Source organism: Arthrobacter sp. (genome assembly GCF_048266065.1).
Classification (GTDB): Bacteria; Actinomycetota; Actinomycetes; order Actinomycetales; family Micrococcaceae; genus Arthrobacter_H.
Genome location: NZ_JBLXAH010000011.1, coordinates 40,438 through 61,963, shown reverse-complemented (window position 1 = coordinate 61,963; position 21,526 = coordinate 40,438). Strand labels below are relative to the sequence as shown.

16 protein-coding genes are annotated in these 21,526 nt (G+C 66.1%); 9 read left to right on the top strand and 7 right to left on the bottom strand.

The features are described from left to right. The first annotated feature begins 65 nt into the window (after positions 1–65). A complete protein-coding gene (locus ACN0TP_RS16090; protein ID WP_417220595.1) occupies positions 66–1,328 on the top strand; it encodes a MinD/ParA family ATP-binding protein in 1,263 nt (420 codons plus the stop codon). A 4-nt stretch (positions 1,329–1,332) separates the two neighbouring features. Then, positions 1,333–2,754 carry a mycothione reductase gene (locus ACN0TP_RS16085; protein ID WP_417220594.1) on the top strand — a complete coding sequence of 474 codons (1,422 nt, stop codon included), beginning with the start codon at positions 1,333–1,335 and terminating at the stop codon, positions 2,752–2,754. 1 nt (position 2,755) lies between these two features. Here the strand turns inward: ACN0TP_RS16085 and ACN0TP_RS16080 are convergent, their stop codons facing one another. Further along, positions 2,756–4,567 (bottom strand): AMP-dependent synthetase/ligase, encoded by a 1,812-nt coding sequence (locus ACN0TP_RS16080; protein WP_417220593.1) that lies wholly within the window; start codon positions 4,565–4,567, stop codon positions 2,756–2,758. 142 nt (positions 4,568–4,709) lie between these two features. On the opposite strand from ACN0TP_RS16080, the gene ACN0TP_RS16075 reads away from it, so the two are divergent. After that, positions 4,710–5,690, top strand: a complete 981-nt coding sequence (locus ACN0TP_RS16075) for an ROK family protein (protein WP_417220591.1) — start codon at positions 4,710–4,712, stop codon at positions 5,688–5,690. 29 nt (positions 5,691–5,719) lie between these two features. Here ACN0TP_RS16075 and ACN0TP_RS16070 read toward each other — a convergent pair whose 3' ends face one another. Together ACN0TP_RS16070 and ACN0TP_RS16065 are read right to left on the bottom strand one after the other, a co-directional pair. Next, positions 5,720–6,169 (bottom strand): hypothetical protein, encoded by a 450-nt coding sequence (locus ACN0TP_RS16070; RefSeq protein WP_417220589.1) that lies wholly within the window; start codon positions 6,167–6,169, stop codon positions 5,720–5,722. Next, positions 6,162–6,950: an alpha/beta hydrolase gene (locus ACN0TP_RS16065; protein ID WP_417220587.1), complete on the bottom strand. Its 789-nt coding sequence runs from the start codon at positions 6,948–6,950 to the stop codon at positions 6,162–6,164. Before ACN0TP_RS16065 ends, ACN0TP_RS16070 begins: the two co-directional genes overlap by 8 nt. A gap of 124 nt (positions 6,951–7,074) precedes the next feature. Between ACN0TP_RS16065 and ACN0TP_RS16060 the strand changes: the two genes are divergently transcribed. Both ACN0TP_RS16060 and ACN0TP_RS16055 read left to right on the top strand, forming a co-directional pair. Then, on the top strand, positions 7,075–7,986 hold the full coding sequence (locus ACN0TP_RS16060) for a lysophospholipid acyltransferase family protein (RefSeq protein WP_417220584.1): 912 nt from the start codon (positions 7,075–7,077) through the stop codon (positions 7,984–7,986). A 33-nt stretch (positions 7,987–8,019) separates the two neighbouring features. Next, positions 8,020–9,420, top strand: coding sequence for a class II 3-deoxy-7-phosphoheptulonate synthase (locus ACN0TP_RS16055; RefSeq protein WP_417220581.1), 1,401 nt, complete (start codon positions 8,020–8,022; stop codon positions 9,418–9,420). 76 nt (positions 9,421–9,496) lie between these two features. On the opposite strand, the gene ACN0TP_RS16050 is transcribed toward ACN0TP_RS16055, so the two are convergent. Next, a complete protein-coding gene (locus ACN0TP_RS16050; protein WP_417220579.1) occupies positions 9,497–11,638 on the bottom strand; it encodes a protein kinase domain-containing protein in 2,142 nt (713 codons plus the stop codon). Positions 11,639–11,837: 199 nt separating this feature from the next. Then, on the bottom strand, positions 11,838–12,086 hold the full coding sequence (locus tag ACN0TP_RS16045) for a WhiB family transcriptional regulator (protein ID WP_086994524.1): 249 nt from the start codon (positions 12,084–12,086) through the stop codon (positions 11,838–11,840). A 294-nt stretch (positions 12,087–12,380) separates the two neighbouring features. On the opposite strand from ACN0TP_RS16045, the gene ACN0TP_RS16040 reads away from it, so the two are divergent. Continuing rightward, positions 12,381–12,824, top strand: coding sequence for a hypothetical protein (locus ACN0TP_RS16040; protein WP_417220576.1), 444 nt, complete (start codon positions 12,381–12,383; stop codon positions 12,822–12,824). On the opposite strand, the gene ACN0TP_RS16035 is transcribed toward ACN0TP_RS16040, so the two are convergent. After that, a complete protein-coding gene (locus ACN0TP_RS16035; protein ID WP_417220574.1) occupies positions 12,821–15,991 on the bottom strand; it encodes an FtsK/SpoIIIE domain-containing protein in 3,171 nt (1,056 codons plus the stop codon). The two genes, ACN0TP_RS16040 and ACN0TP_RS16035, sit on opposite strands and share 4 nt — an antisense overlap. Before the next feature lie 869 nt (positions 15,992–16,860). Here ACN0TP_RS16035 and ACN0TP_RS16030 point away from each other — a divergent pair. Genes ACN0TP_RS16030 through ACN0TP_RS16020 form a run of 3 tightly spaced genes read left to right on the top strand, consistent with a single transcriptional unit; the run spans position 16,861 to position 19,873 of the window. Continuing rightward, positions 16,861–18,087, top strand: a complete 1,227-nt coding sequence (locus tag ACN0TP_RS16030) for a CpaF family protein (RefSeq protein WP_417220650.1) — start codon at positions 16,861–16,863, stop codon at positions 18,085–18,087. Beyond that, on the top strand, positions 18,084–18,935 hold the full coding sequence (locus tag ACN0TP_RS16025) for a type II secretion system F family protein (RefSeq protein ID WP_417220573.1): 852 nt from the start codon (positions 18,084–18,086) through the stop codon (positions 18,933–18,935). The genes ACN0TP_RS16030 and ACN0TP_RS16025 overlap by 4 nt, the downstream gene beginning before the upstream one ends. Further along, on the top strand, positions 18,932–19,873 hold the full coding sequence (locus ACN0TP_RS16020; RefSeq protein ID WP_417220572.1) for a type II secretion system F family protein: 942 nt from the start codon (positions 18,932–18,934) through the stop codon (positions 19,871–19,873). The genes ACN0TP_RS16025 and ACN0TP_RS16020 overlap by 4 nt, the downstream gene beginning before the upstream one ends. 211 nt (positions 19,874–20,084) lie before the next feature. Here ACN0TP_RS16020 and ACN0TP_RS16015 read toward each other — a convergent pair whose 3' ends face one another. Then, complete coding sequence (locus ACN0TP_RS16015; protein WP_417220571.1) at positions 20,085–21,512, bottom strand: recombinase family protein; 1,428 nt, start codon at positions 21,510–21,512, stop codon at positions 20,085–20,087. Positions 21,513–21,526: the final 14 nt, after the last annotated feature.

Here is a 21,526-nt window from a genome sequence, read left to right as displayed (position 1 = left end):
CCCCTCGGTGCGCTAGGGTGAGTGCTGACGAGCCGTTTGACAGTATTTTTTGTGCAGAGGATTCCATGACCAAGCCCCACCAGAACCATGATGACGACGCCGTGGAAACCGGGTCCGGGGAACCCGGGGCCGACGCGGCGGAGCAGCATGAGCCCGACGCGGATCCGTCGACGGACCACGAGGCAGCAGAACCCACTGTCGGAACGGCGGGCCACGGCGCCGCCGATGTCCCCGAGCTCTCCGATTGGGAGCCGGCGGGGGACGAGGACGGCTCCGCCGTGGTCTCTGCGCGTCCGCTGGGCGATGGCCAGGTCATTCCCGCCGCTCCCGTCGGGCAGCCGGCCGTTGCGGCCGGCAGCACCGCCGAGCCACACGGCCAGGATGCCCCCTCCGGAACCGGTACCCCGGAAAGTGCGGCCCAGCTGACGGCCGACCGATTGCTGGAACCCCGTGACCGGGAGCCGGCCGGTGGCTGGCGGCGGCTGCTGTACCGGGCGACCTTCGGCCGGGTGAACGTCGGGGATTCGGATGCCGTGAGGATCCGCCGGCAGACGGAACGACGCATCGCGGCACCGCTGGGCGGCGCCACCCGCTATGTTCCCGTCCTATCCCGCAAGGGCGGGGTCGGCAAGACCACCGTGACGACGCTGCTGGGCATGTCACTGGCCCAGTTGCGGGAGGACCGCATCATCGCCCTGGACGCGAACCCAGACCGTGGGACGCTCAGCGACCGCTCGCCGGGAAAATCGGCGTTCACGGCCCGGCACCTGGTGCAGAACCGGTTCATGGTCGATTCGTTTTCCAAGCTGTCGGCCTATGCCGCCCGGGAGGGATCGCGTCTGCACGTGCTCGCCTCCGACACCGACCCCCGGGTCGCCGAGGCGTTTGACGACGCCGACTACCGGGCCGTGACCGACCTGCTCTCCAAGTACTACTCGATCGTGCTGACCGACTCGGGAACGGGCATGGTCCATACGGTCATGAAGGGGACACTGGAGAAGGCCGACGCCGTCGTCCTGGTCTCAGGGGCGAGCGTGGACGAGGCCCGGCTGGCCTCCGAGACGTTGTCGTGGCTCGAGGCCCATGGCCGGTCCGATCTGGCCTCGAACGCCATCGTGGTCATCAACCAGTCCTCCGGGCAGGGACGCGGCGTGAACGTCGAGGAGATCGAGGCCCACTTCCGCAGCCGCGTGGCGACGGTCGTCCGGCTGCCGCACGACCCGCATCTGGCCGAGGGATCGCGTGTGGACCTGGAGAGGCTCAAGCCGGCAACACGGGATGCTGCCCTGGAGCTGGCGGCCCTGGTCGTCGATGAACTGAAGGCGTGACCCCATGACCCGCTACGACCTGGCCATCGTCGGCTCCGGTTCCGGCAACTCGTTGATCACGCCGTACTGGGATGACAAGAAGGTCGCCCTCATCGACGCCGGGATCTTCGGCGGGACGTGCCTGAATGTCGGGTGCATCCCCACCAAGATGTTCGTCTACCCGGCCACGCTGGGGGCCTCCACCCAGCAGGCGGGCCGGCTCGGGATCGACCTGGAGCGCCGGAGCACCAATTGGCGTGGCATCCGCGACCGGATCTTCGGGCGGATCGACGCCATTTCCGCTGCCGGCCTGCGCTACAGGGACCAGGAACTGGACAACGTGGACGTGTACCAGGAGCGTGTGGTGCTGCGCGACCCGCACACACTGGTCACCGGCTCCGGGGAGGTCATCACCGCCGACCAGGTGGTCCTCGCCTCCGGTTCGCGTGCCGTGCTGCCCGATGTCCCGGGCGTGGAACTGCCGCAGGTCCACACCTCGGATACGATCATGCGCCTGGATGACCTGCCCGAACGCGTGCTGGTCATCGGCGGCGGGTTCATCGCCGCCGAGTTCGCCCACGTCTTCCACGGGCTCGGATCCTCCGTCACGCAGGTCAACCGCTCCGGTGCGCTGCTGCGCCACCACGACGAGGAGATTTCGCGCCGCTTCACCGCTGCCGCAGGGCAGCGGTGGGAGGTCGTGCTCGACCACGCGCTGACCTCGATCACCGGGAACGACGACGGGACCGTCACCGGCCACTTCGAGCAGGAGGGGCAGCCACTCGAGGTGCGGGCCGACGTCGTGCTCCTGGCCACGGGGCGCATCCCGAATTCCGATCGGCTCGACGCCGCGGCCGCCGGGCTGGATCTGGAGGAAGACGGCCGGCTGGCAGTGGATGATTTCCAGCGGGTGCTCTCCGGCGGTGTACCCGTGGAGGGGTGCTATGCGCTGGGGGACGCGTCCAACGAGTACCAGCTCAAGCACGTGGCCAACCGGGAGGCGCGCGTGGTGGCCCACAACCTCGAGCATCCCCGGGCGCTGCGGGCCACCGACCGGACGGCGGTTCCGGCAGCCGTCTTCTCCGACCCGCAGATCGCAGCCGTCGGGCTGACCGAGGCGCAGGCCCGGGAGCAGGCAGCTGACGAAAGCGACGTGGTGGCCGTCGTGCAGGAGTACGGCTCCACCGCCTACGGCTGGGCCATGGAGGACCAGGAGGGCCTGGTGAAGCTCGTCGCCTCCCGCTCCACCGGCCGGCTGCTGGGGGCCCACATCATGGGGCATGAGGCCTCAATGCTCATCCAGCCGCTGATCCAGGCGATGGCCACCGGGCTCGGCGTCGTGGACATGGCGCGCGGGCAATACTGGATCCACCCGGCGTTGACCGAGGTCGTGGAGAACGCCCTGCTCGGACTGGACCTGCCGCAGGGCGCCGACGCCCCGCTCTAGCTCAGGCGGGCTTCCGGGCGGAGTAGATCTCCTCGACGACCGACTCGAAGTCCTTGAGCACCTGGCCGCGCTTGACCTTCAGCGACGGGGTGAGGTGCCCCGAGGCCTCGGAGAAGTCGGTCGGCACGATCCGGAACGCCTTGATCGATTCGGCGTGGGAGACCGACTGGTTGGCCTTGTCGATGACCGCCTGGATCGCGTCCCTGACCTCGGGGCGCTCAGCGGCCTCCTCGATGGAGAGCCCCTTGAGCTGGTTGCGTGCCAGCCATCCGGGCAGCGCCTCGGCGTCGAGGGTGACCAGTGCCGCGATGAACGGGCGGTTGTCCCCGATGACCAGGCACTGGGAGACCAGCACGTCGGCCCGGATCTGGTCCTCGAGCAGGCCGGGGACGACGTTCTTGCCGCCGGCGGTGACGATGATCTCCTTCTTGCGTCCGGTGATGCGCAGGAAGCCGTCGGCGTCGAGCTCTCCGATGTCCCCGGTGCGGAACCAGTCGCCGTCGAAGGCCTCCTCGCGCAGATCCGGGCGCTCGTGGTAGCCGCGCATCACGCAGACACCACGGGTGAGGATCTCGCCGTCGTCCGCGATCTTGACGGCGTTGCCCGGCAGGGGGGTGCCCACCGAGCCGATCTTGATCCGCTTCGGCGTGTTGACCGTGATGGGCGCCGTGGTCTCGGTGAGGCCGTAGCCCTCCAGGATGGTCAGCCCGGCGCCGTGGAAGAAGTGGCCCAGGCGTTCACCCAGCGGGCCGCCACCGGAGACGGCGTACTTGATCCGCCCGCCCATGGCCTCGCGGATCTTGGAGTAGACGAGCTTGTCGAAGAGGTTGTAGCGCAGCTTCAGGGGCAGCGGGACGCTGCCGGACTGCTCCGCACGGGACCAGGCCACTGCGGTGCGCGCCGCGGCGTGGAAGATCCTGGCCTTGAGGTTGCCGCCGTCCTCGGCCTTGAGCATCGAGGAGTTGTACACCTTTTCGAACACGCGTGGCACGGCGAGGATGAACGTGGGCTTGAAGCCCTGCAGGTCATCGAGCAGGTTCTTGATGTCGGGGGTGTGGGCGACCTTGGCGCCACCGGCCACGCAGAGCACAGAGATGAAGCGCGCGAAGACGTGGGCCAGCGGGAGGAACATGATCGTCGCGGCGCCCTCGTGCACGCACTCGGGCAGGGCCGCCTGGGCGTTGCGGCTGAGTTCGACGAAATTCAGGTGGGTGAGTTCGCACCCCTTGGGCCTCCCGGTGGTCCCGGAGGTATAGATGATGGTCGCGACGCTCTCCAGGTTCAGCGAGGAGCGGCGTTCCTCGAGCAGTTCGTCGCTGACGTCGGCGCCCGCCTCGCGCAGCGTGTCCAGGCCGGTGCCGTCGAGCTGCCACACCGAGGTGACCTGGTCCAGCTGCTCCTGAATGGCCGCCTGGCGGACGACGTTCTCGTGGTGCGGCGATTCCACGATGACGGCAGTGGCACCGGAATCGCCGAGGATCCAGGCGACCTGGCTGGGGGAGGAGGTCTCGTAGACCGGCACGGAGATGCACCCGGCAAACCAGACGGCGAAGTCCACCAGCGCCCACTCGTACCGGGTCCGGGACATGATGCCGATGCGTGCCCCCGCCTCAAGGCCAGAGGCGATGAGGCCCTTGGCCAGCGCCTTGGCGTCGGCGGAGAATTCGCGGGCCGAGACGTCGATCCAGCCGCCGTGCCCGTCCGGGCGGGCGAAGAGCATGGGGTTGGACCCGGCGGCCTGTTCCAGGACGAAATCCGTGGTGTTGGCCGTCGGCGGGCTGACCACGAGCGGGGGTACGCTGAACTCTCGCACGGTGTGCTCCTCTTGCTTCAATAGTTATTCACCAGTGGGTGGCGGACGATCTGGATCGTTGCTCCAAGCATAGTGGGTCGCATCACTAACGTACTCGCTAGTAACTTATGGTCCAAACAGGACCGATGAAAGGTTCGGTGCCATGGCCCCGGGATCCGAGGACCGGCCATCCATCGGGCTGGACATCGGCGGCACGAAGATCTCCGCCGGACTGGTAGATGCCTCCGGACGGATCCTGCGCCGGGACCGCGCCGCAACGCCGGGTTCCAGCCCCGCACTGGTCGAACGCACCGTCGCCGATCTGGTGGCCGGGCTGCGCCGGGAGGCCCCTGACGCACCCGTGGGCGTCGGAGCCGCCGGCTGGATGAACCCCGAGACCGGGACCGTGTTGTTCAGCCCCCACCTGGCCTGGCGCAACGAACCGTTGCGTGACCGGCTGGTGCAGCTGCTGGGAACGCCCGTGGCCGTGGTGAACGACGCCGACGCCGCAGGGTGGGCGGAATACCGGTTCGGCGCCGGGCGGGACGAATCGTCACTGGTGTGCCTGACGCTGGGGACCGGCATCGGCGGGGCGCTGGTCACCGAAGGCCGGGTGCGGCGGGGACGGTACGGGGTGGCGGGGGAGTTCGGCCACCAGGTCATCATGCCCGGAGGCCACCGGTGCGAATGCGGCAACCGCGGCTGCTGGGAACAGTACGCCTCCGGCAACGCGCTGGGCCGGGAGGGCCGCGAACTGGCACGCGCCCATTCCCCGGTCGCCCACACGCTGCTCGACGCCGCCGCCGGCGACATCGACGCAATCGACGGGGCACTGGTCACCGAATTGGCGGCCGCCGGCGATCCGGCCTGCCGGGAACTGGTCGCCGAGGCCGGCAGCTGGCTCGGGCTCGGACTGGCCAACCTGGCCGCCGCCCTGGACCCCGGGACCTTCGTCATCGGCGGCGGACTCGGCGCGGCATCGGCACAGCTGCTGGAGGAGGCGGAACTGTCCTACCGGCGCCACCTCACGGGCCGGGGCTACCGGCCCTTCGCGCGGATCCGCCGGGCAGGGCTCGGCGCCGACGCGGGTCTCATCGGCGCCGCGGACCTGGCCCGCCGCGACGCGGCAGACGCCCAACGGTAACCGGGGCCCCGGGTGCGGAATCCTGCGGATCAGACCCGGGCGCCGTCGTCGCCCTCGGCGCGATGCCGGGGCAGCCTGAACGCCAGGTAGCCGGCCGCCGCGACAAACACCACGCACAACCCGATCCACACGGGCATCGGCGCCGAACGCCACAGGATCGCCACCAGCAGCAGGGCGATCGGCCCGCCGGCGGCACAGATCCAGGCCAGCACCGTCACCGGGTTGCCGGAGCCCAGGGCCGGGGGATCCTCCGGGGCCCAGTCCTCCTCCGGCTCGTCGGCCGCGACGTAGTCACGGGGGCCACCGAGGTGTGGTGCCTCCGGTTCCGCCGGCGCATCGGGTCCACCCGGGGCCGGGTCGGCAGCAGCCGCTTCGGCTTCCACGTCCGCCCCGACGTCTCCGAGCCGGTTCACCAGGTCCTGCCACGCGGCCTCGTCGGCCGCCTTGTCCCGGGGGGAATGGCGTTCGTCCTCACCCATGTCCATGCCCTCCCAGCCGGTCGAAGAAGGCGAGGGAACCGGCGAAGATGGCATCGGCGTCGTAATCCAAGGTCGCCACGTGGAGGCTGCGTTCCAGATACGTCAGTTGGAGGCGCGGCACGCCCGCGGGGTGCATGCCGACCAGGACGCGGCGCAGTGCATTGATCCCGGATTCGGAGACCACGTGGTCGACCAGGGAACGGTAGGCGAGCACGGGGGCGCGCACGGTGTCCAGGTGGCGGCGGGTGGCGGTGATGAGCCGGCGCAATTCGTGCACCGCAGCCACGGGGGTGCGTGGATAGGCGCCCTCGTCCTGGCCCGGGAGGGCGATGTCGTTCGCGATGGCCGGTACGGAGGGGATGAAGCGCCGCAGCACACCGGCCAGCATTGAGGTCCGGTCGACCATGCTCAAGGCGGGGTTGACCAGCACGATCCCCGCCGGGTCGCGGCGGATGCCCAGATGCAGGGCGAGTGTGCCGCCCATGGACAGCCCGGCGACGAAGACCAAGCGGTGCGTGGTGGCGAGGGCATCGAACTCGTCCTCGACGGCCCGTGTCCAGGCCTCGCGTCCGGTGGCGGCCAGATCCTCCCACCGGGTGCCATGCCCGGGGAGCACCGGCAACGACACGGTGTATCCGCCGGCCAGCAGGGCATCTGCCCACGGGCGCAGGCTGCGCGGACCCGAGGTGAAACCGTGGATGAGCAGCACGGCATCGCCGTTGGGACCGCGCACCCGGAAGCCGTCGGCGGCGTCGGACGGGGCCAGGGTCGAGAATTCCATACCGCTCCCAAGCAGGCCGGGGTTGGTGCCCCGGAATGGATATGTGCCTAGAGTAGAGCGTAACCGACATGGGGTCCGTGAGATGCGGGCGCCCGACGATCCGCCCGGCGGAAGGCTCCCACACGTGTTTTATTGGTTCATGAAGCGGCTGTTCATCGCGCCGCTGGTCAACCTGCTGTTCCGGCCGTGGGTCAAGGGGATGTCCAACATCCCCGCCGAGGGCGGCGCCATCCTGGCCAGCAACCACCTCTCCGTCTCCGATTCGATCTTCCTGCCCGTGGCCGTGGAGCGCCCGGTGGTCTTCCTGGCCAAGATGGAGTACTTCACCGGCAAGGGGCTCAAGGGCAAGGCCACCGCACTGTTCTTCCGGCTGTCCAACCAGTTGCCGATGGACCGCTCCGGCGGGGCCGCGTCGGCGAACTCGCTCGGCGCCGGTGAACGCGCCCTGCTGGACGGCCAGCTGCTGGGCATCTACCCGGAGGGAACCCGCAGCCCCGACGGCCGGCTCTACCGCGGCAAGGTCGGCGTGGCCAAGCTGGCCCTGTCGACCGGGGTGCCCGTCATCCCCGTGGCCATGATCGGCACCGACAAGGTCCAGCCCATCGGCAAGACCGTCCCGAACATCCGCCGGGTGGGCATGATCATCGGCGAACCACTGGATTTCTCGCGCTACGCCGGCATGGAGGAGGACCGGTTCGTCCAGCGCTCGGTCACCGACGAGATCATGTACGCCCTCATGCGCCTCTCCGGCCAGGAATACGTCGACACGTATGCCTCCACCGTCAAGGCCAAGCTCACCGCCGAACGCGTCGCCGAGCGCAAGGCGGCCCGCGAAACGCTCGCCGAAAACGCCCGCGCCCAGGTCAGGGCGACCGTCGACGCGGCCAAGAAGGAAGTCGAACACATCAGGACCCCCAAGGACGGCACCCCCACGCCCGGCCACGACGAACCCACCGGCACCGGCACAGGGCACGACGACGGTGCACCCCGCGAGGACGGGGAAGCCGACGGCTCCGAAACTTTACGCGGGAAATAGGGCGCCGGACTCCGACCCGGCTACGCTGGTCGGGTGAATGACACGACCCAGCCCTCCGTTCCCTTCCACACCCCGGTGCCCGGGCCCGCAACGGATCCCGGCCTCGATGCCTGGCGCCAGCTGCCCATCGCGCAGCAGCCGAGCTGGTCGGGCACCCCGGAGCACGCCCAGGCCGTCTCCGAACTGGCATCCTTGCCGCCGCTGGTCTTCGCCGGTGAGGTGGACATCCTGCGCGAACGGCTCGCCGCAGCGGCCCAGGGCCACGCGTTCCTGCTGCAGGGCGGGGACTGTGCCGAAACGTTTGCCGCCGCGACAGCCGACCGCATCAGCGCCCGCGTCAAGACGATCCTGCAGATGGCCGTGGTGCTGACCTACGGCGCCTCGATGCCCGTGGTGAAGATGGGCCGCATGGCCGGCCAGTTCGCCAAGCCGCGCTCCTCCGATACCGAAACCCGGGGCGACATGACGCTGCCGGCCTTCCGCGGGGACATCGTCAACGGTTTCGACTTCACCCCCGAATCCCGCCGGCACGACCCGGCACGCATGGTGAAGGCCTACAACACCTCGGCCGCCACGCTGAACCTGATCCGTGCGTTCACGCAGGGCGGGTTCGCCGACCTGCGCAGCGTGCACAACTGGAACAAGGGCTTCCGCGCCAACCCGGCCCACTCCCAGTACGAATCCCTGGCAGCCGAGATCGACCGGGCCGTGCGCTTCATGGACGCCTGTGGCGCCGACTTCGATGCACTGAAGACCACCGAGTTCTTCGCCAGCCACGAGGCCCTGCTCCTCGATTACGAGCGGGCCCTCACCCGCACCGACTCGCGGACCGGCCAGCCCTACGACACCTCGGGCCACTTCGTGTGGATCGGGGAGCGCACCCGCCAGCTCGACGGTGCCCATGTGGACTTCCTGTCCCGGGTCCGCAATCCGTTGGGCGTGAAGCTCGGCCCGAACACCACCGGCGAGGACGCCGTGGCACTGGTCGAGAAGCTGGATCCCCACCGGGAGCCCGGCCGCCTGACCTTCATCACCCGGATGGGTGCCAAGAACATCCGCGAGAAGCTCCCCTCCATCGTCGAGAAGGTCACCGCCTCCGGTGCCCAGGTCCTTTGGGTCACCGATCCGATGCATGGCAATACTGTCACCAGCGAGAACGGCTACAAGACCCGTCGCTTCGACGACGTGATGGACGAGGTCCGCGGCTTCTTCGAAGTCCACAACGCACTGGGCACCTATGCCGGTGGCCTGCACGTTGAGATGACAGGTGATGACGTGGCCGAATGCCTCGGCGGTGCCGATCCCATCCGGGCAGACCAGTTCGATGACCTCTATGAATCGGTCTGCGATCCGCGCCTGAACCACCGCCAGTCCCTGGAGATGGCATTCCTGGTCTCCGGTGCGTTGGCCGGACGGAAGCCGCGCACCGACTGAGCGCTTGTCCCCACGGCGGAGCCCCCGGCAGGAGTGATCCCGGCGGGGGCTTTGCCGTGGCAGGGTGGACCCTCGGTCAGACGACCCCGATCGTGATGGTCGACCCTTCCGGCTGCTTGCTGCCGGCCTTCGGATCCTGTGTGGCCACCGTGTTGAAGATGATCCCGAAGCTGCTTTCGTTCACCTTGACTACGAACCCGGCTTCCTCGAGGATCCGTGTTGCCTCGTCGAGTTGCTTGCCCCGGACTCCTGGGACCTCGACCATCTTTGGTCCCTTGGACACGGTATAGGTCACGGTGGAGTCCCGCTTGGCCGTTCCGGAGGCCGGATCCTGGGAAATGACCGAACCCTTGGCGATCTTCGCGTCGAACTCCTCGCCGGCCTTCTTCGCCGTCAATCCCGCGGCTTCCAACGTGGCCACCGCATCCTTTTCGGAGCGTCCGGTGACGTCGGGGACCTTGACGGGAGCCGGGCCCCGTGAGACGACGTAGGCGACCTTGGTTCCCCGGCGGACCTGGCGGTCGGGCGCCGGATCCTGCGAGACGACCAGGCCAGCGGCGATGGATTCGTTGTATTCCCTGGATACCTTCCCCGCGGTTACGTGGGCCGATTTCAATGTCTTGTCCACGGCCTTGGCGTCACGGCCGACCACGTTCGGGACCGCAAAAAGCTCCGGACCTTTGGAGATCAGGAGCTCGACTGACTGGTAACGGCGGATCGTCGCCCCCGCCTCCGGTTCGGAACCGACCACCCGCCCCTGCTTGATCTGTTCGTCGAAGACCTGCCGCTGGGTCGAGGCCACACCATCGGCAGCCAGCGACTGCACCGCCGTTGCGGTTGGTTGGCCGCTGAACTGGGGAATCTGCACCGGTGAACCGGGCCCCATGCCGAAGAACCAGGCCCCTGTGGCGACGACTACGGCAACCAGGAACAGGACGATGCCCAAGATCCAGCCCCGCCGTCGCGACGACGGGGACTCGAGGCTCTCGCGCGGTTTCTGTGCTTCGCGCGCCCACTGCTTGCGGGCTGACTTGTCGTCCTTGCGGGCCTGTCGTTCCCTGGCCCGGGGGGAGAGGGGGCGGTCATCGCCCGTTGGGGTGGTTTCGGATACCGGAACGACAGCTGAGAGCTGCCCCGTGTCGGTGCCGTCCTGGAGGCGGGGCAGCGCCCGGGTGGCCCCGGCCGCAGCTATCACGCTGGTCTCGTTGCTTCCCCCTCCGATGACCTCGGTCGCGTTGCCCTGCTGCCCGCCGCGGTCGATGACCTCCGTTTCAGCCGATCCCGCAGCTGGTTCCCCGACGCTGGTGGGGGGGTGCGGGGCGAAGGCCGGGCCTCCGGTCTCCCGTGGTTCGACAGCCGGATGATCCAGTTGTTCGTCGGTGAGCGTACGGCGGATCTGTCGGATCTCGCCCAACAGGGCCTCCGCATCTTGCGGCCGGTCCTCGGGCTCGCGCCGCGTGCAGAACTCGACGAGTTCGTCGAGATCGGTGGCCAGGCCGGGCAGAACCAGGGAGGGGGCCGGAACATCGCTGGTGACGTGCTTGTAGGCAACGGCAATGGGGGTGTCCGCGACAAATGGCTGTTGTCCGGTCAGCATTTCATAGGCCATGATGCCCAGCGCATAGATGTCGCTTCGGGCATCGGCGGGGGCACCTGTGACCAGCTCGGGGGAAACGTATGCAACGGTTCCGATGAGGTTTCCGGTGGACGTCTGGTTCGTCGCCGCACGAGCCAACCCGAAGTCAGCGACCTTGATCTGGCCGGAGTCGGAGAGCAACACGTTTTCCGGCTTGATATCCCGGTGGACCAGACCGACGGTGTGGGCAGCCGAGAGCCCTTCAACGATGGCGTCCAGCAGCGCCAACGTCTGCCGCGGCGCCAGACGACCCTGATCCTTCAGCAGCTGCCGCAGCGTGTGCCCCCGGATGAGCTCCATGGCCAAATACGCGGTGGTTCCGTCCACACCGGTATCCAATACCCCGACGATATGGGGGTGGGAGAAGCCGGCGGCAGTGATCGCTTCGGTGCGGAACCGCTCGACGAATGCTGGGTCTTCGGCAAGGTGCGGGTGCAACAGTTTCAGGGCAACGCTGCGTTCGAGCCGGATATCCGTGGCCCGGTACACGGTGGACATGCCGCCGACCGCCAACCGCTCGATGATGCGGTAGCGGCCGTCGATCAGTGTGCCCTGGCCGGGGCTGCCTCCATGTTCACTCACCCCACGATGGTAGCTAGAATCCCGGAGGATACCGGGGACATCTGCCCGGGGAGCCGGAAACACCGTCACCGATCCGAGGCCGTGTAGCCGGGATCGGGCACTTCATCGGGATTCGGGGCGTCGTTCAACGGGAAGTTTAACGAGCCGGAGGAGGCGAATCCTGGGATTCGCCCCCTCCGTACGGCTTGAGGTCCTGCGCCTATGAGGCGCGGCGGGCCCTTGCCGCACGCCGTTTCAACGCGCGACGCTCATCTTCGCTCATGCCGCCCCAGACGCCCGCATCCTGACCGGATTCGATGGCCCACTGGAGGCAGGTGTCGATGACGGGGCACCGGCGGCAGACGCTCTTGGCCTCTTCGATCTGGAGCAACGCCGGGCCGGTGTTCCCCACGGGGAAGAACAGCTCGGGGTCTTTGTCCAGGCAGGCTGCGCGACTACGCCAATCCATGCTCTTTGATGCTCCTTGGGGCTAGATGTCAGGGAACGACCCACCACGGACGAACCGAAAAGCGGGGCGGTGGCAGCACAAAAGGGAGCATCAAACCATGCTCCCGTGCAACTGCCTAATAAGGTTTTCATGTTACCTGCACGTAAACAAGGGGTGGATGGGAACTAATCGGCGTTTACGCGTGAGGGATCCGTCACAAGAGGACATGTATTGCGCGTGGAATGATGCCGTGGATGGCCGCGGAGGGGCGGATATGTCGGCGCGGTATTGGTGCCGTCGAGTAGATTCGAGGACGTGAGTTCTTCGAACGCCTCCGGTGAGACCCCAGAAGCCCGTGCTCCGAGTCCGACTCGGCCGGTGTCCATCCTCGTCGTGTTTGGCCTATTGCTCCTGGAGGCGGCGGCTGCCTTGGGTGCCGCAGCCTGGTATGCGACCTCATTGCCGGCTGCGGGCCCGGTGCCGTTGGGTGGACGGCTCTTCATGCTGGCCTTGATCGTGGGGGCGGCTGCCTGGCAGGCGAATCTTGCGTTCCAGGTTTACCGTGGGCATGCCTGGACGCGGGCGGCTGCCGTCGTGTGGCAGGTCTTCCAGATCATTTTTGCCGTCTCGTTTCTTGGTGCGGGCGGTTGGGCCCTGGCGCTGGGTGCTGCGCTGCTCGTTCCTGCCGCAGCGATTCTCCTGCTGACTTTCGATCCGAAGGCCACGGCATATTTCGGCGACCGCCAGCAGCGGGACTAGCCCTCCTGGCCATCTTCCCAGTGGGCGCACTGGGCTTGTTTCAAGGAGCCGCCGACCATGGCGATCGCCCGACCCGGAAGTGACTGCCGATGGGGCTGCAGGCGCCAGCCAGGAAGATCGCCGTCGCTTGCCTGCCGGGGATTGAGCAACAGGTAGGCGTTGGAGGGCAACATCCGCGCGGACGACGGAAGGCGTTGAAGCCTGGCGCGATCCGGAACGGACGTCATGATGACATGCGTTCCGGAGCGGATCATGGCGTCCAGGGTTGCCAAGCGTGCATCGGAAAGCTCCAGTGCATCGTCCAGGAGGAGGACATCCGGGGCAACGTCGTCGGGATCCACGTCCTGGGCAATGCTGAATTGCCCGTCCAGCTGATGTGCCAGGAGCCTGATCAAGCTCGTCTTTCCCGACCGCGGTCCGCCAAGAACCAGGCCGATGGCACCCGGTTCCCACGTCCAGGGCCGGTTCTCCGGCCCCATGACGCCGACGTGGTAAACGCCGGGCCGCGCACGGTTGTGTTCCACTGGTGCAGCGGGGACGTGATGCGGCAGCGGAAGACACCTGCGTATGGGGAGCTCGGGGCGCGGTCCGCCGACGTTGGTGCTCGACGGCGGAGGCGTGCAAAGTTGGACGATGCCACCTTGCGCAGCTGTATCCGGTCCCACCCAAACCGCCCGGCCGGGAAGTGGCGCGGTCTGGCGAAGTTTCGGCCAGCCCATGGTGGTCTCAGGGCCAAGACCAAAACGCACATACAGGCGGTGCTCCGCCAAAGCGAGGTAGCGGGACGAAACCAAATCGCGGTCCCCGATGACGATGAGACTGGCGTTTCGTTGGCTCGCCGTTCTCGCGAGGACGGCCACCCGATCGTCCAGGGAGGCGAAATTCGATGCACCCAACGCGGTTGCCCAGCCGGCCAGGCCGCTGATCAACAGAATCCGCGTTGGGCTGGCATCGACCGTCGAATCGGCAGGACCCTCGAAGGAATCCAACAGGTCCGAGACTCGTTCGGGTTCATCGATACCCACGTAACCGGCTACGCGGGGAATCCCCGCCACACAGGAAAAGTGGCCAGTGCCATCCAGAACGTAGATGTGGCGCTCGGGCGACTCCCGGGCGAGCGTTGCCACGACGCGCAGCAGCGCGGACGGCGCAGCGCTGCCAGGTCCGGCGATCACCGCAAGGCGGCGTTGCCGTTCAGGATCCCACCAGAGGGGAGCCAGTCTCTGGTGTTCGATGTCGTCCAGCAGGCCAAGGGCGATGGCACCGTTGGGCCGTTGGCGTCTCAACCTGCCGGGGATGAAATGAAGCTCGACAGGCAGGGGCGGGGCAAACGACGAGACGGGCAGGGCTGGCATGACCCTGTTGGCAGTCAAGGCGGCGAGTTCCAAGGCCGGTGTCGACTCAGCCGGGGTTGGCCCATGGACTGTCGCCACGGTGCGGCAATCCTGCCATCGTGGTCCAAGTTCTTGGACGGTCCACGTCCTGTTTTGCCCATCAACGGGCATGGAGCGGAAGGGGCGTGGCGGCTCGCCCGCTGTCCTGACATATCCAGATCCCGGGGAAGACGTGGGAATTTCCGCTGCCACGGCCGACCCCAGTAATTCCTGCGAGTCTCCCGTGTTGAGCAACCGAAGCGAAATGATTGTGTTGATGTTGGCCCGCATGGACGCCGTCACCACGCCCTGGGGTCGCTGGGTCGCCAGCAGGAGATGGACTCCGAGCGAGCGCCCAACGGTGGCGATGCGCATGAGCTCCGGCACGGCGTCGGGCAACTCGTCCGTCAGGATACGGAACTCATCGACGATGACGAGCAACCGCGGCAGGGGAGGCGCTCCGGACGGCGCCGAGCGACGGTAGCGTTGGTAGTCCTCGGCATGGGCATCCTTGAACAAGGATTCCCGACGCCGGAGCTCGACTCTGAGGCCGGCCAACACCCGCTCTCCGGATTCGACGTTCAGGTCCGTGACCAGACTTTGACAGTGCGGAGTCTCGGCGTACGGGCTCAGCGTCGAACCGCCCTTGAAATCGAGCAAGACCAGAGCGAGCTGGTCTGGACCATAGCGGCAAATGAGGTCCATGGTGATGGATTTGAGCAATTCGGATTTTCCGGCCCCGGTTGTTCCGGCGACGAGCACATGGGGGCCATCGCCCACGAAATCCAGATCGAGGTCGCCTTCGATGCCCTGCCCGATGCGGCAACGCAAGTCCAATTCGCTGGAGTCGCGCCAAACACGTTCTGTTGTGCGGGATCCCGGCGATGCGAGTCGGCCGGTGACGCCGTCGACCCCTGTGGAGGGGAACACGGTGGTGGAGATCTCCGGCTCGGCCGCGATTCCGACGTTCGCCAGGGTTGCCTGCGAGATGCCGTCCAGACCGAGTCGAACCACCAGGTCGTCGATGTGGAGACTGGCCGTCGTGACGTCGAGGACCCAGTCCGATGTCTCCTGCCGTGACACCCCGGCCAGGACGACGCCCGGGATCTGTCCACGATGGGCCGCTGCCCGGACACGCGAAACCAATTGGCCGTGTCTCTCGAGCCCGGGCATGGCCATCACCACCGATCCGGGAGGCAGCAAATCGAGGAACGAATCGACGGCATCCACGTCATGGCATGCGTGGACCCCTGGTAGATACCGGGCCTCGGGCGGTAGCAGTTCCGTTGCGCCCACGATCAGGAGATGCGCGCTGGAACGCTCGCAGGAGAACGCGAGTTGCAGCACGGCGGAACGGATGACAGCGCCGAACATTGCGCCGCTTCCTGTGATGAGGCCAAGTCCTCCTGGAGAAACGTTGGCGATGACGGCACCGGGTATCGGGACTATTTGTGGTCCGCGGTATGTAGCGGGTTCTAGTTTGAGAGGGGGCCTGACGCAGCCTGAGCCGAATCGCAGGGGATGGACGCTCGAGGCACCAGGCGTTTTGGCAGGATGTGCATCGGCGGGTGGACGCGTATTGCGGAACGCGAGAAGCCCAGCAGGCGGGACGGCCGCGTCAACTTCGGCTAGGAGAAGGGCGGATCGCTTGCGTATCCGCAGGCGTGTCCTTCGGCGATTGAACAATTCGCTCGTCGCCGGTACTCCGCCGGTGACGAGTCCCAATGCACTGAATGCCAGGAAGATCCATGAGCCGAGGGTCACGGCCAGGATGATGCCGATGAGCAGTGGCATGACCGCGGTTGCCATGGTCAGCCAGGGCCTGTTCGTGGCCGACCTCACGTGAAGGGTGGACGGTCGAGGCGGCCACTCAATTTGTGCCGAGGTGGCGTTTTCCGTGCCGTGTGGTCGAGCCGGGCAAATGCGAAAGGTTGTGGTCCCCAGTTGAAACTCGTCCCCCACACTTAGAAGGAATGGACCCCGAGGAGCAGGTGAGGCGGCTCGTTGATCGGTGGGTGCATGGACGAGTGCAATTGACGTCTGATCGACCACGATGTCGGCGTGGTGCCGTGATAGGGCGGGATCCAGGGCACGGAGGTCGCAATCGCCCCTACCGATCGAATAGCTGCCCCGGGTGAGGGTGATGTGCTGTCCACAGTCGGGACCCTTGATGGCCACGAGCAGGACTTCGGGTGCTGGGGATCCCGAAGGTCCGGAACGCTTAAAAGGGGAGAGCGTCAACATGCCGCTCGCTGGTAGCGGGCCAAGGGCACGCAGTGGTAGATCGCCGTCTGGCCAGAGGTCATGATGCCCCAATTTTTCCAAGGCTCCGGCAAGTGCTGCTCCATCAACTCCGCCCGGTCCATGGACATCGAAATACGCAGTGGATGGGACCTCGAAACTACCTGTCGGCCGCGGGATTACGACAACGTGCAGCGCCATGGGGTTCCTCCTTGTTCCCAGTTCATCCTGGTCCCAAGGCTATTTGCGATACACAAAGGATGTTGTGGAAATCGTGGAGCTGTGGAAAACATGGGCGGAGATTATCCACACGTCGGCTTAACCGCTTGTTTGGCTGGTTCGCTGTCGGTAGTGTCGCAGGTGCTGTCCCAGTCGTGGACGCCAAGGGCGCGTGCCCTGCCATTCCGTGTCGGGAGGTGACGATGGACGGTCAACGCATCATCGAAGACGAGGTCCGCGAGCACGTCCGGCGCCGCGGGCTTGATCCTGCCGAGCACGTTGCGGAAGTCAGACGGATCGTGGATGTCGCGGTCAGGGACTACGACGAGAGATCGTTGTTGGAGGGGTTGCCGCGCCTGGGCCAACTGGACGAGACGGGTCGTGCCGTCTTCGATGCGGTCGCCGGTTTTGGGCCTCTGCAGCCACTCTTGGACGATCCGGAAGTCGAGGAGATCTGGATCAATTCGCCGACAGAAGTTTTTGCGGCCAGAGGTGGGAGCTCCGAGCTGACTTCCATCCGTCTGGACGACGCACATGTTCGACTGCTGGTGGAAAGAATGCTCAAGTCCTCCGGACGCCGGCTGGACCTCTCAACGCCCTTCGTCGATGCAGCTCTCCCGGATGGCTCGCGCCTCCACGTGGTGATTCCTGACATCACCCGGAAGCACTGGTCGGTGAACATCAGGAAGTTCATTGCGCGTGCTTCGCGGTTGGATCACTTGGTGGAGCTCGGATCACTGAGCCGCCAGTCGGCGGATTTCCTCTACATGGCAGTAGGTGCCGGGCTCAACGTCCTTGTCTCGGGAGCCACCCAGGCGGGCAAGACCACCTTGCTCAATTGCCTGGCTTCCGGAATTGGCAGCCGGGAACGGGTCATCACCGTCGAGGAGATCTTTGAATTAAAGGTTCCCCTCCGGGACGTCGTGGCGATGCAATGCCGTCAATCCAATCTTGAAGGACACGGCGAAATCGACATGCGCAGGATCGTCAAGGAAGCATTGCGCATGCGTCCGGACCGCATCATTGTCGGCGAAGTCCGTGAAGCAGAAGCCCTGGATATGTTGATTGCCATGAACGCCGGCCTGCCCGGGATGGCAAGCGTCCATGCGAACTCTGCCCGGGATGCCGTGACAAAGATTTGCACGCTGCCCCTGCTCGCGGGCGAGAACATCAACTCGAACTTCGTCCTACCCACTGTCGCCTCGTGCATCGACCTTGTAGTACATTGCGAACGCAATTCATCCGGTCAACGCGGCGTCTCCGAAATCCTCAAGTTGGGACGCCGAGTGGAGAACGGCATTATCGAATCGTCCACCATTTTCCGGCGTGTGGACGGCGAACTGCAGCTGGCCCCGTCGGCTGACCTGACTCATGAGAAATTCGATAACGCCGGTGTTGACACATCCACGCTCCTGGGGGCCGGACGATGAGCCTGGTCTATGGACTACTGCTGGGCCTGGGATTCCTCTTGATCTGGCAGGCATGCTGGAGTGAACCGGTCAAACGGAAACAGGCGCGAAAGCACAGGATCGAGAGCTTGCTGCTCCATGCGGGACTGCATAAGGTCACCGTCGGCGGGTTCGTCTCAGCGACAGTGATTTGTTTTCTCGTGGTCGCCGTTATCGTCTTCGTGATGACGTTGTCGCCACTGATCGCCCTGATCTTCGGGACATTCGGCGGAACGCTTCCGTTGCTCGTCGTTCGATGGCGCGCCGCGAAGCGCGCAGTTGCCCTTCGCGAGCAGTGGCCCGACGTCGTTGACCATCTGCGTTCCGCCATTCGCGCGGGCCTGTCACTCCCCGAAGCACTCATCCAATTGGGCACCCAAGGACCGGAGCCGTTGAGACCCGCCTTCGTTGACTTCGGACTGGACTACCGCGCAACATCGCGTTTTGACGAGGCCATAGAACGACTGAGGCATCGACTGGCAGATCCCGTAGCCGACAAGATCATTGCCGCATTGATGATCACCCGGGACGTCGGTGGATCCGATCTCGGTGAGATGTTGGGAACGCTGGGCGGGTTTCTCCGCGACAGCGCCCGGACTCGAGGAGAACTCGAAGCCAGACAATCATGGACGGTGAATGCCGCCCGCCTCGCCGTAGCCGCTCCTTGGGTGATCCTCCTGCTGATGTCCACCCAGCGCCAGGCCGTCGAGGCGTATTCAACCCTTAGTGGTGCAATGGTTCTTCTGGCAGGGGTGGCCATCTCTTTCATTTGCTACCGGGTCATGCTGGGTATTGGCTCGCTACCCAGCGAAGAACGGATCCTCAAATGAGCGCAGCGATTGCCTGGGGTTTGGCGCTGGGCCTGCTTCTGGGGGCAGGTCTTTGGTTGGTTTTTGTCCGTCTTCCTGCGATGCGTCGCGTGAACTTTGCGGACCGGATTGCCGGACAGCTGCGGTCCGGGCGCGAACGCACCGGTGCCAGAGTCGGGCAGGTAGCCGCCGAGTCGCCACTGGGGCCACTGGTCAAGATCATGTGGCCAGTACTCAAGGATCTCGTATCCGTGCTGAACCGCTTCAATCCCGCCAGCGGCGGGCTGCAGCAGCGTTTGAAGCGTGCGGGCCTTGACATGACCGTCACCGAGTTCCGCATATCGCAGCTGACCTACGCTGGCGGTGGACTGCTGATCGGTAGCCTGCTGATTGCCGCTTCCGTCGCCGGGGGAACGTTCAACGGTGTGCTCTCGATTGCAGTGCTGATTTTTTCGGCTGTGGCAGGCTATCTCTTTCGCGAGTGGTACCTCACGGAGCAGGGAACAAAGCGCAGTCGCCGCATATTGGGCCAGTTCCCCAGTATTGCCGAGCTCATCGCATTGGCCGTTGCCGCAGGCGAGAGCACGGTTGGAGCCATTGAACGTGTTTGCAACAGTTCGGAAGGCGACTTGCCCGACGAGTTCAATGAGCTTCTTGCCGACATCAGGTCGGGGACACCGATGACCACGGCATTTCACAGCATGGCCAAACGTCTGGACCTGAACGCCATGACGAGGTTCGTCGACGCCATCACCGTGGCATCGGAGCGAGGAACCCCGTTGGCGGAAGTCATGAAGGCACAAGCCCAGGATGTCCGGGATGCAGCGAAACGGGAACTCATGGAAACGGCGGGACGCAAGGAGATCAGCATGATGATTCCGGTGGTGTTCGGGATCCTCCCACTGACCATCGTCTTCGCGGTCTATCCGGGCCTCTCGCTCATCGACATGAATTTGTAACGACCAATTGTGAACTGGCGCGCAATGCCGAGAACCACCGAGGAGAGTAGGACGCAATGAAAAACACATGGAACAGGGCAGCAGCAATCGGTTTGACAGCCACATTGGTCTGTTTGGCGCAGGTCAACCGCATGGGACGACGCGTCCGCGACGACGAGCGCGGGGATGTCCCGGGGTGGGTCATGATCACGTTCATGACTGGTGCCTGATCTCACCCGAGGATTGGTGGGTCTTCCCAGAGGCCGGCGACGGCCACGATGGAGCGGGGCCTGCCGGGTTTTACGCGTACTGGGTGGATGAGTCGGGAGAGCATGTCTCGACGTACGGGGATGGGGAGGCCGCCCCAGTTGGCCAGGAGGTCGGGGACGATGACGGCGGCGGGCTTGGCTTCGGCGACGGCGAGGTTCCGCAGCTGCGCTTCGGTGGTGGCCAGTTCGGTCTTGGTTTGGTCGCGGAGTCGTTCGTAGGAGTCCTGGGGGATGGTCCCGTCGACGAGCTTCAGGGTGAGATTGTCCATGCGGGCACCGAGCTTCACGACCTTCCGCCTGAGTGCGGCTTCCTGGTTACCTGCCCCGGCCTTGGGCTTCGGCGCCGGAAGGTCTTGGGCGGCATGGGTGATGTCGTCGGCCACGCTGCGGAGCCAGTCCAGGACGGCGTCTTCCACGACGGCGGTGGTGACGTAGCCACCCGTGTGGGCACGCTTCTCATTCGCGGCCTTGCACCGGTACTTCGGAATCCTCCCGGTGCCGAATAGGCCGGCGTTCATCGTTGATCCGCAGTCGCAGCGGATGAGTCCGGAGAGCAGGTACTCGGACCGCTCCGTCCGCCGGGACACCCGGCGGGTATCCCGGCGTGCCAGGTACTCCTCGAACTCGGCTGGGGTGATGACGGGCTCGTGGGCTCCGGGGATGCGCTCGCCGTGGCGGGTGATGTAGCCGGCCCCGAAGCCCTGGTCGAGGATCCGGCGGATGGTGCGCGCTGACCAGAGCCCGTCGCCGGAGGGCCCGTACCCGGTGACGGGTCGCGTGGGGCCGTCGTTGGCCCACTGGACAAGCGAGTAGACCGATTGCCCGGAGTTGTACCGCCGGTACATTTCGGCGAGCACAGGCCCGCTCACAGGGTCTGGGGTGAACCCTTCCGCCCGGGTGTACTGGTAGCCGAACCGGGGTTTCCCGTTGGCGGGTAGTCCACGGCTGACGCGGCGGGCGTGAGATTCCTTCCAGACGTCGCCGATGCGTTCGGATTCGAAGGCGGCGAACTCGGTGAGCATGCCGCGTGCGAGCCGTCCGGTGCTGGTGGAGACGTCGAGGGGTTCGGTGGCGGATTCGATGCGACCGCCGGCGGTCTCGACCTTGTCGGCGGCTACCGCCCAGTCGAGGCGGGACCGGGACAGGCGGGACCACTTCCACAGCACGATGACGTCGGCGTCCCCGTTTTCGATGAGGGCCATGACCCGCAGCACGGCGGGCCGCTTCCACGTCCGGCCGCTGATCCCGGGATCTGCCTCGACGGCGACGACCCGGTACCCCTGCGACTTGGCGTAGGCGCGGCCGGCAGTCTCCTGCAGCTCGAGGCTGATGGAGTCCTCCCGTGCGACCGATTGTCGCAGGTACAGCACGGCCCTGGGCTTTCCAGCCATGGTCCTTCCCCTCT

Coding starts and splice junctions, on each gene's coding strand:
- ACN0TP_RS16090 (WP_417220595.1), top strand. CDS start 66: ATGACCAAGCCCCACCAGAACCATGATGACGACGCCGTGGAAACCGGG.
- ACN0TP_RS16085 (WP_417220594.1), top strand. CDS start 1,333: ATGACCCGCTACGACCTGGCCATCGTCGGCTCCGGTTCCGGCAACTCG.
- ACN0TP_RS16075 (WP_417220591.1), top strand. CDS start 4,710: ATGGCCCCGGGATCCGAGGACCGGCCATCCATCGGGCTGGACATCGGC.
- ACN0TP_RS16070 (WP_417220589.1), bottom strand. CDS start 6,169: ATGGGTGAGGACGAACGCCATTCCCCCCGGGACAAGGCGGCCGACGAG.
- ACN0TP_RS16065 (WP_417220587.1), bottom strand. CDS start 6,950: ATGGAATTCTCGACCCTGGCCCCGTCCGACGCCGCCGACGGCTTCCGG.
- ACN0TP_RS16045 (WP_086994524.1), bottom strand. CDS start 12,086: ATGGATTGGCGTAGTCGCGCAGCCTGCCTGGACAAAGACCCCGAGCTG.
- ACN0TP_RS16035 (WP_417220574.1), bottom strand. CDS start 15,991: ATGCCACTGCTCATCGGCATCATCCTGGCCGTGACCCTCGGCTCATGG.
- ACN0TP_RS16030 (WP_417220650.1), top strand. CDS start 16,861: ATGGACGGTCAACGCATCATCGAAGACGAGGTCCGCGAGCACGTCCGG.
- ACN0TP_RS16025 (WP_417220573.1), top strand. CDS start 18,084: ATGAGCCTGGTCTATGGACTACTGCTGGGCCTGGGATTCCTCTTGATC.
- ACN0TP_RS16020 (WP_417220572.1), top strand. CDS start 18,932: ATGAGCGCAGCGATTGCCTGGGGTTTGGCGCTGGGCCTGCTTCTGGGG.
- ACN0TP_RS16015 (WP_417220571.1), bottom strand. CDS start 21,512: ATGGCTGGAAAGCCCAGGGCCGTGCTGTACCTGCGACAATCGGTCGCA.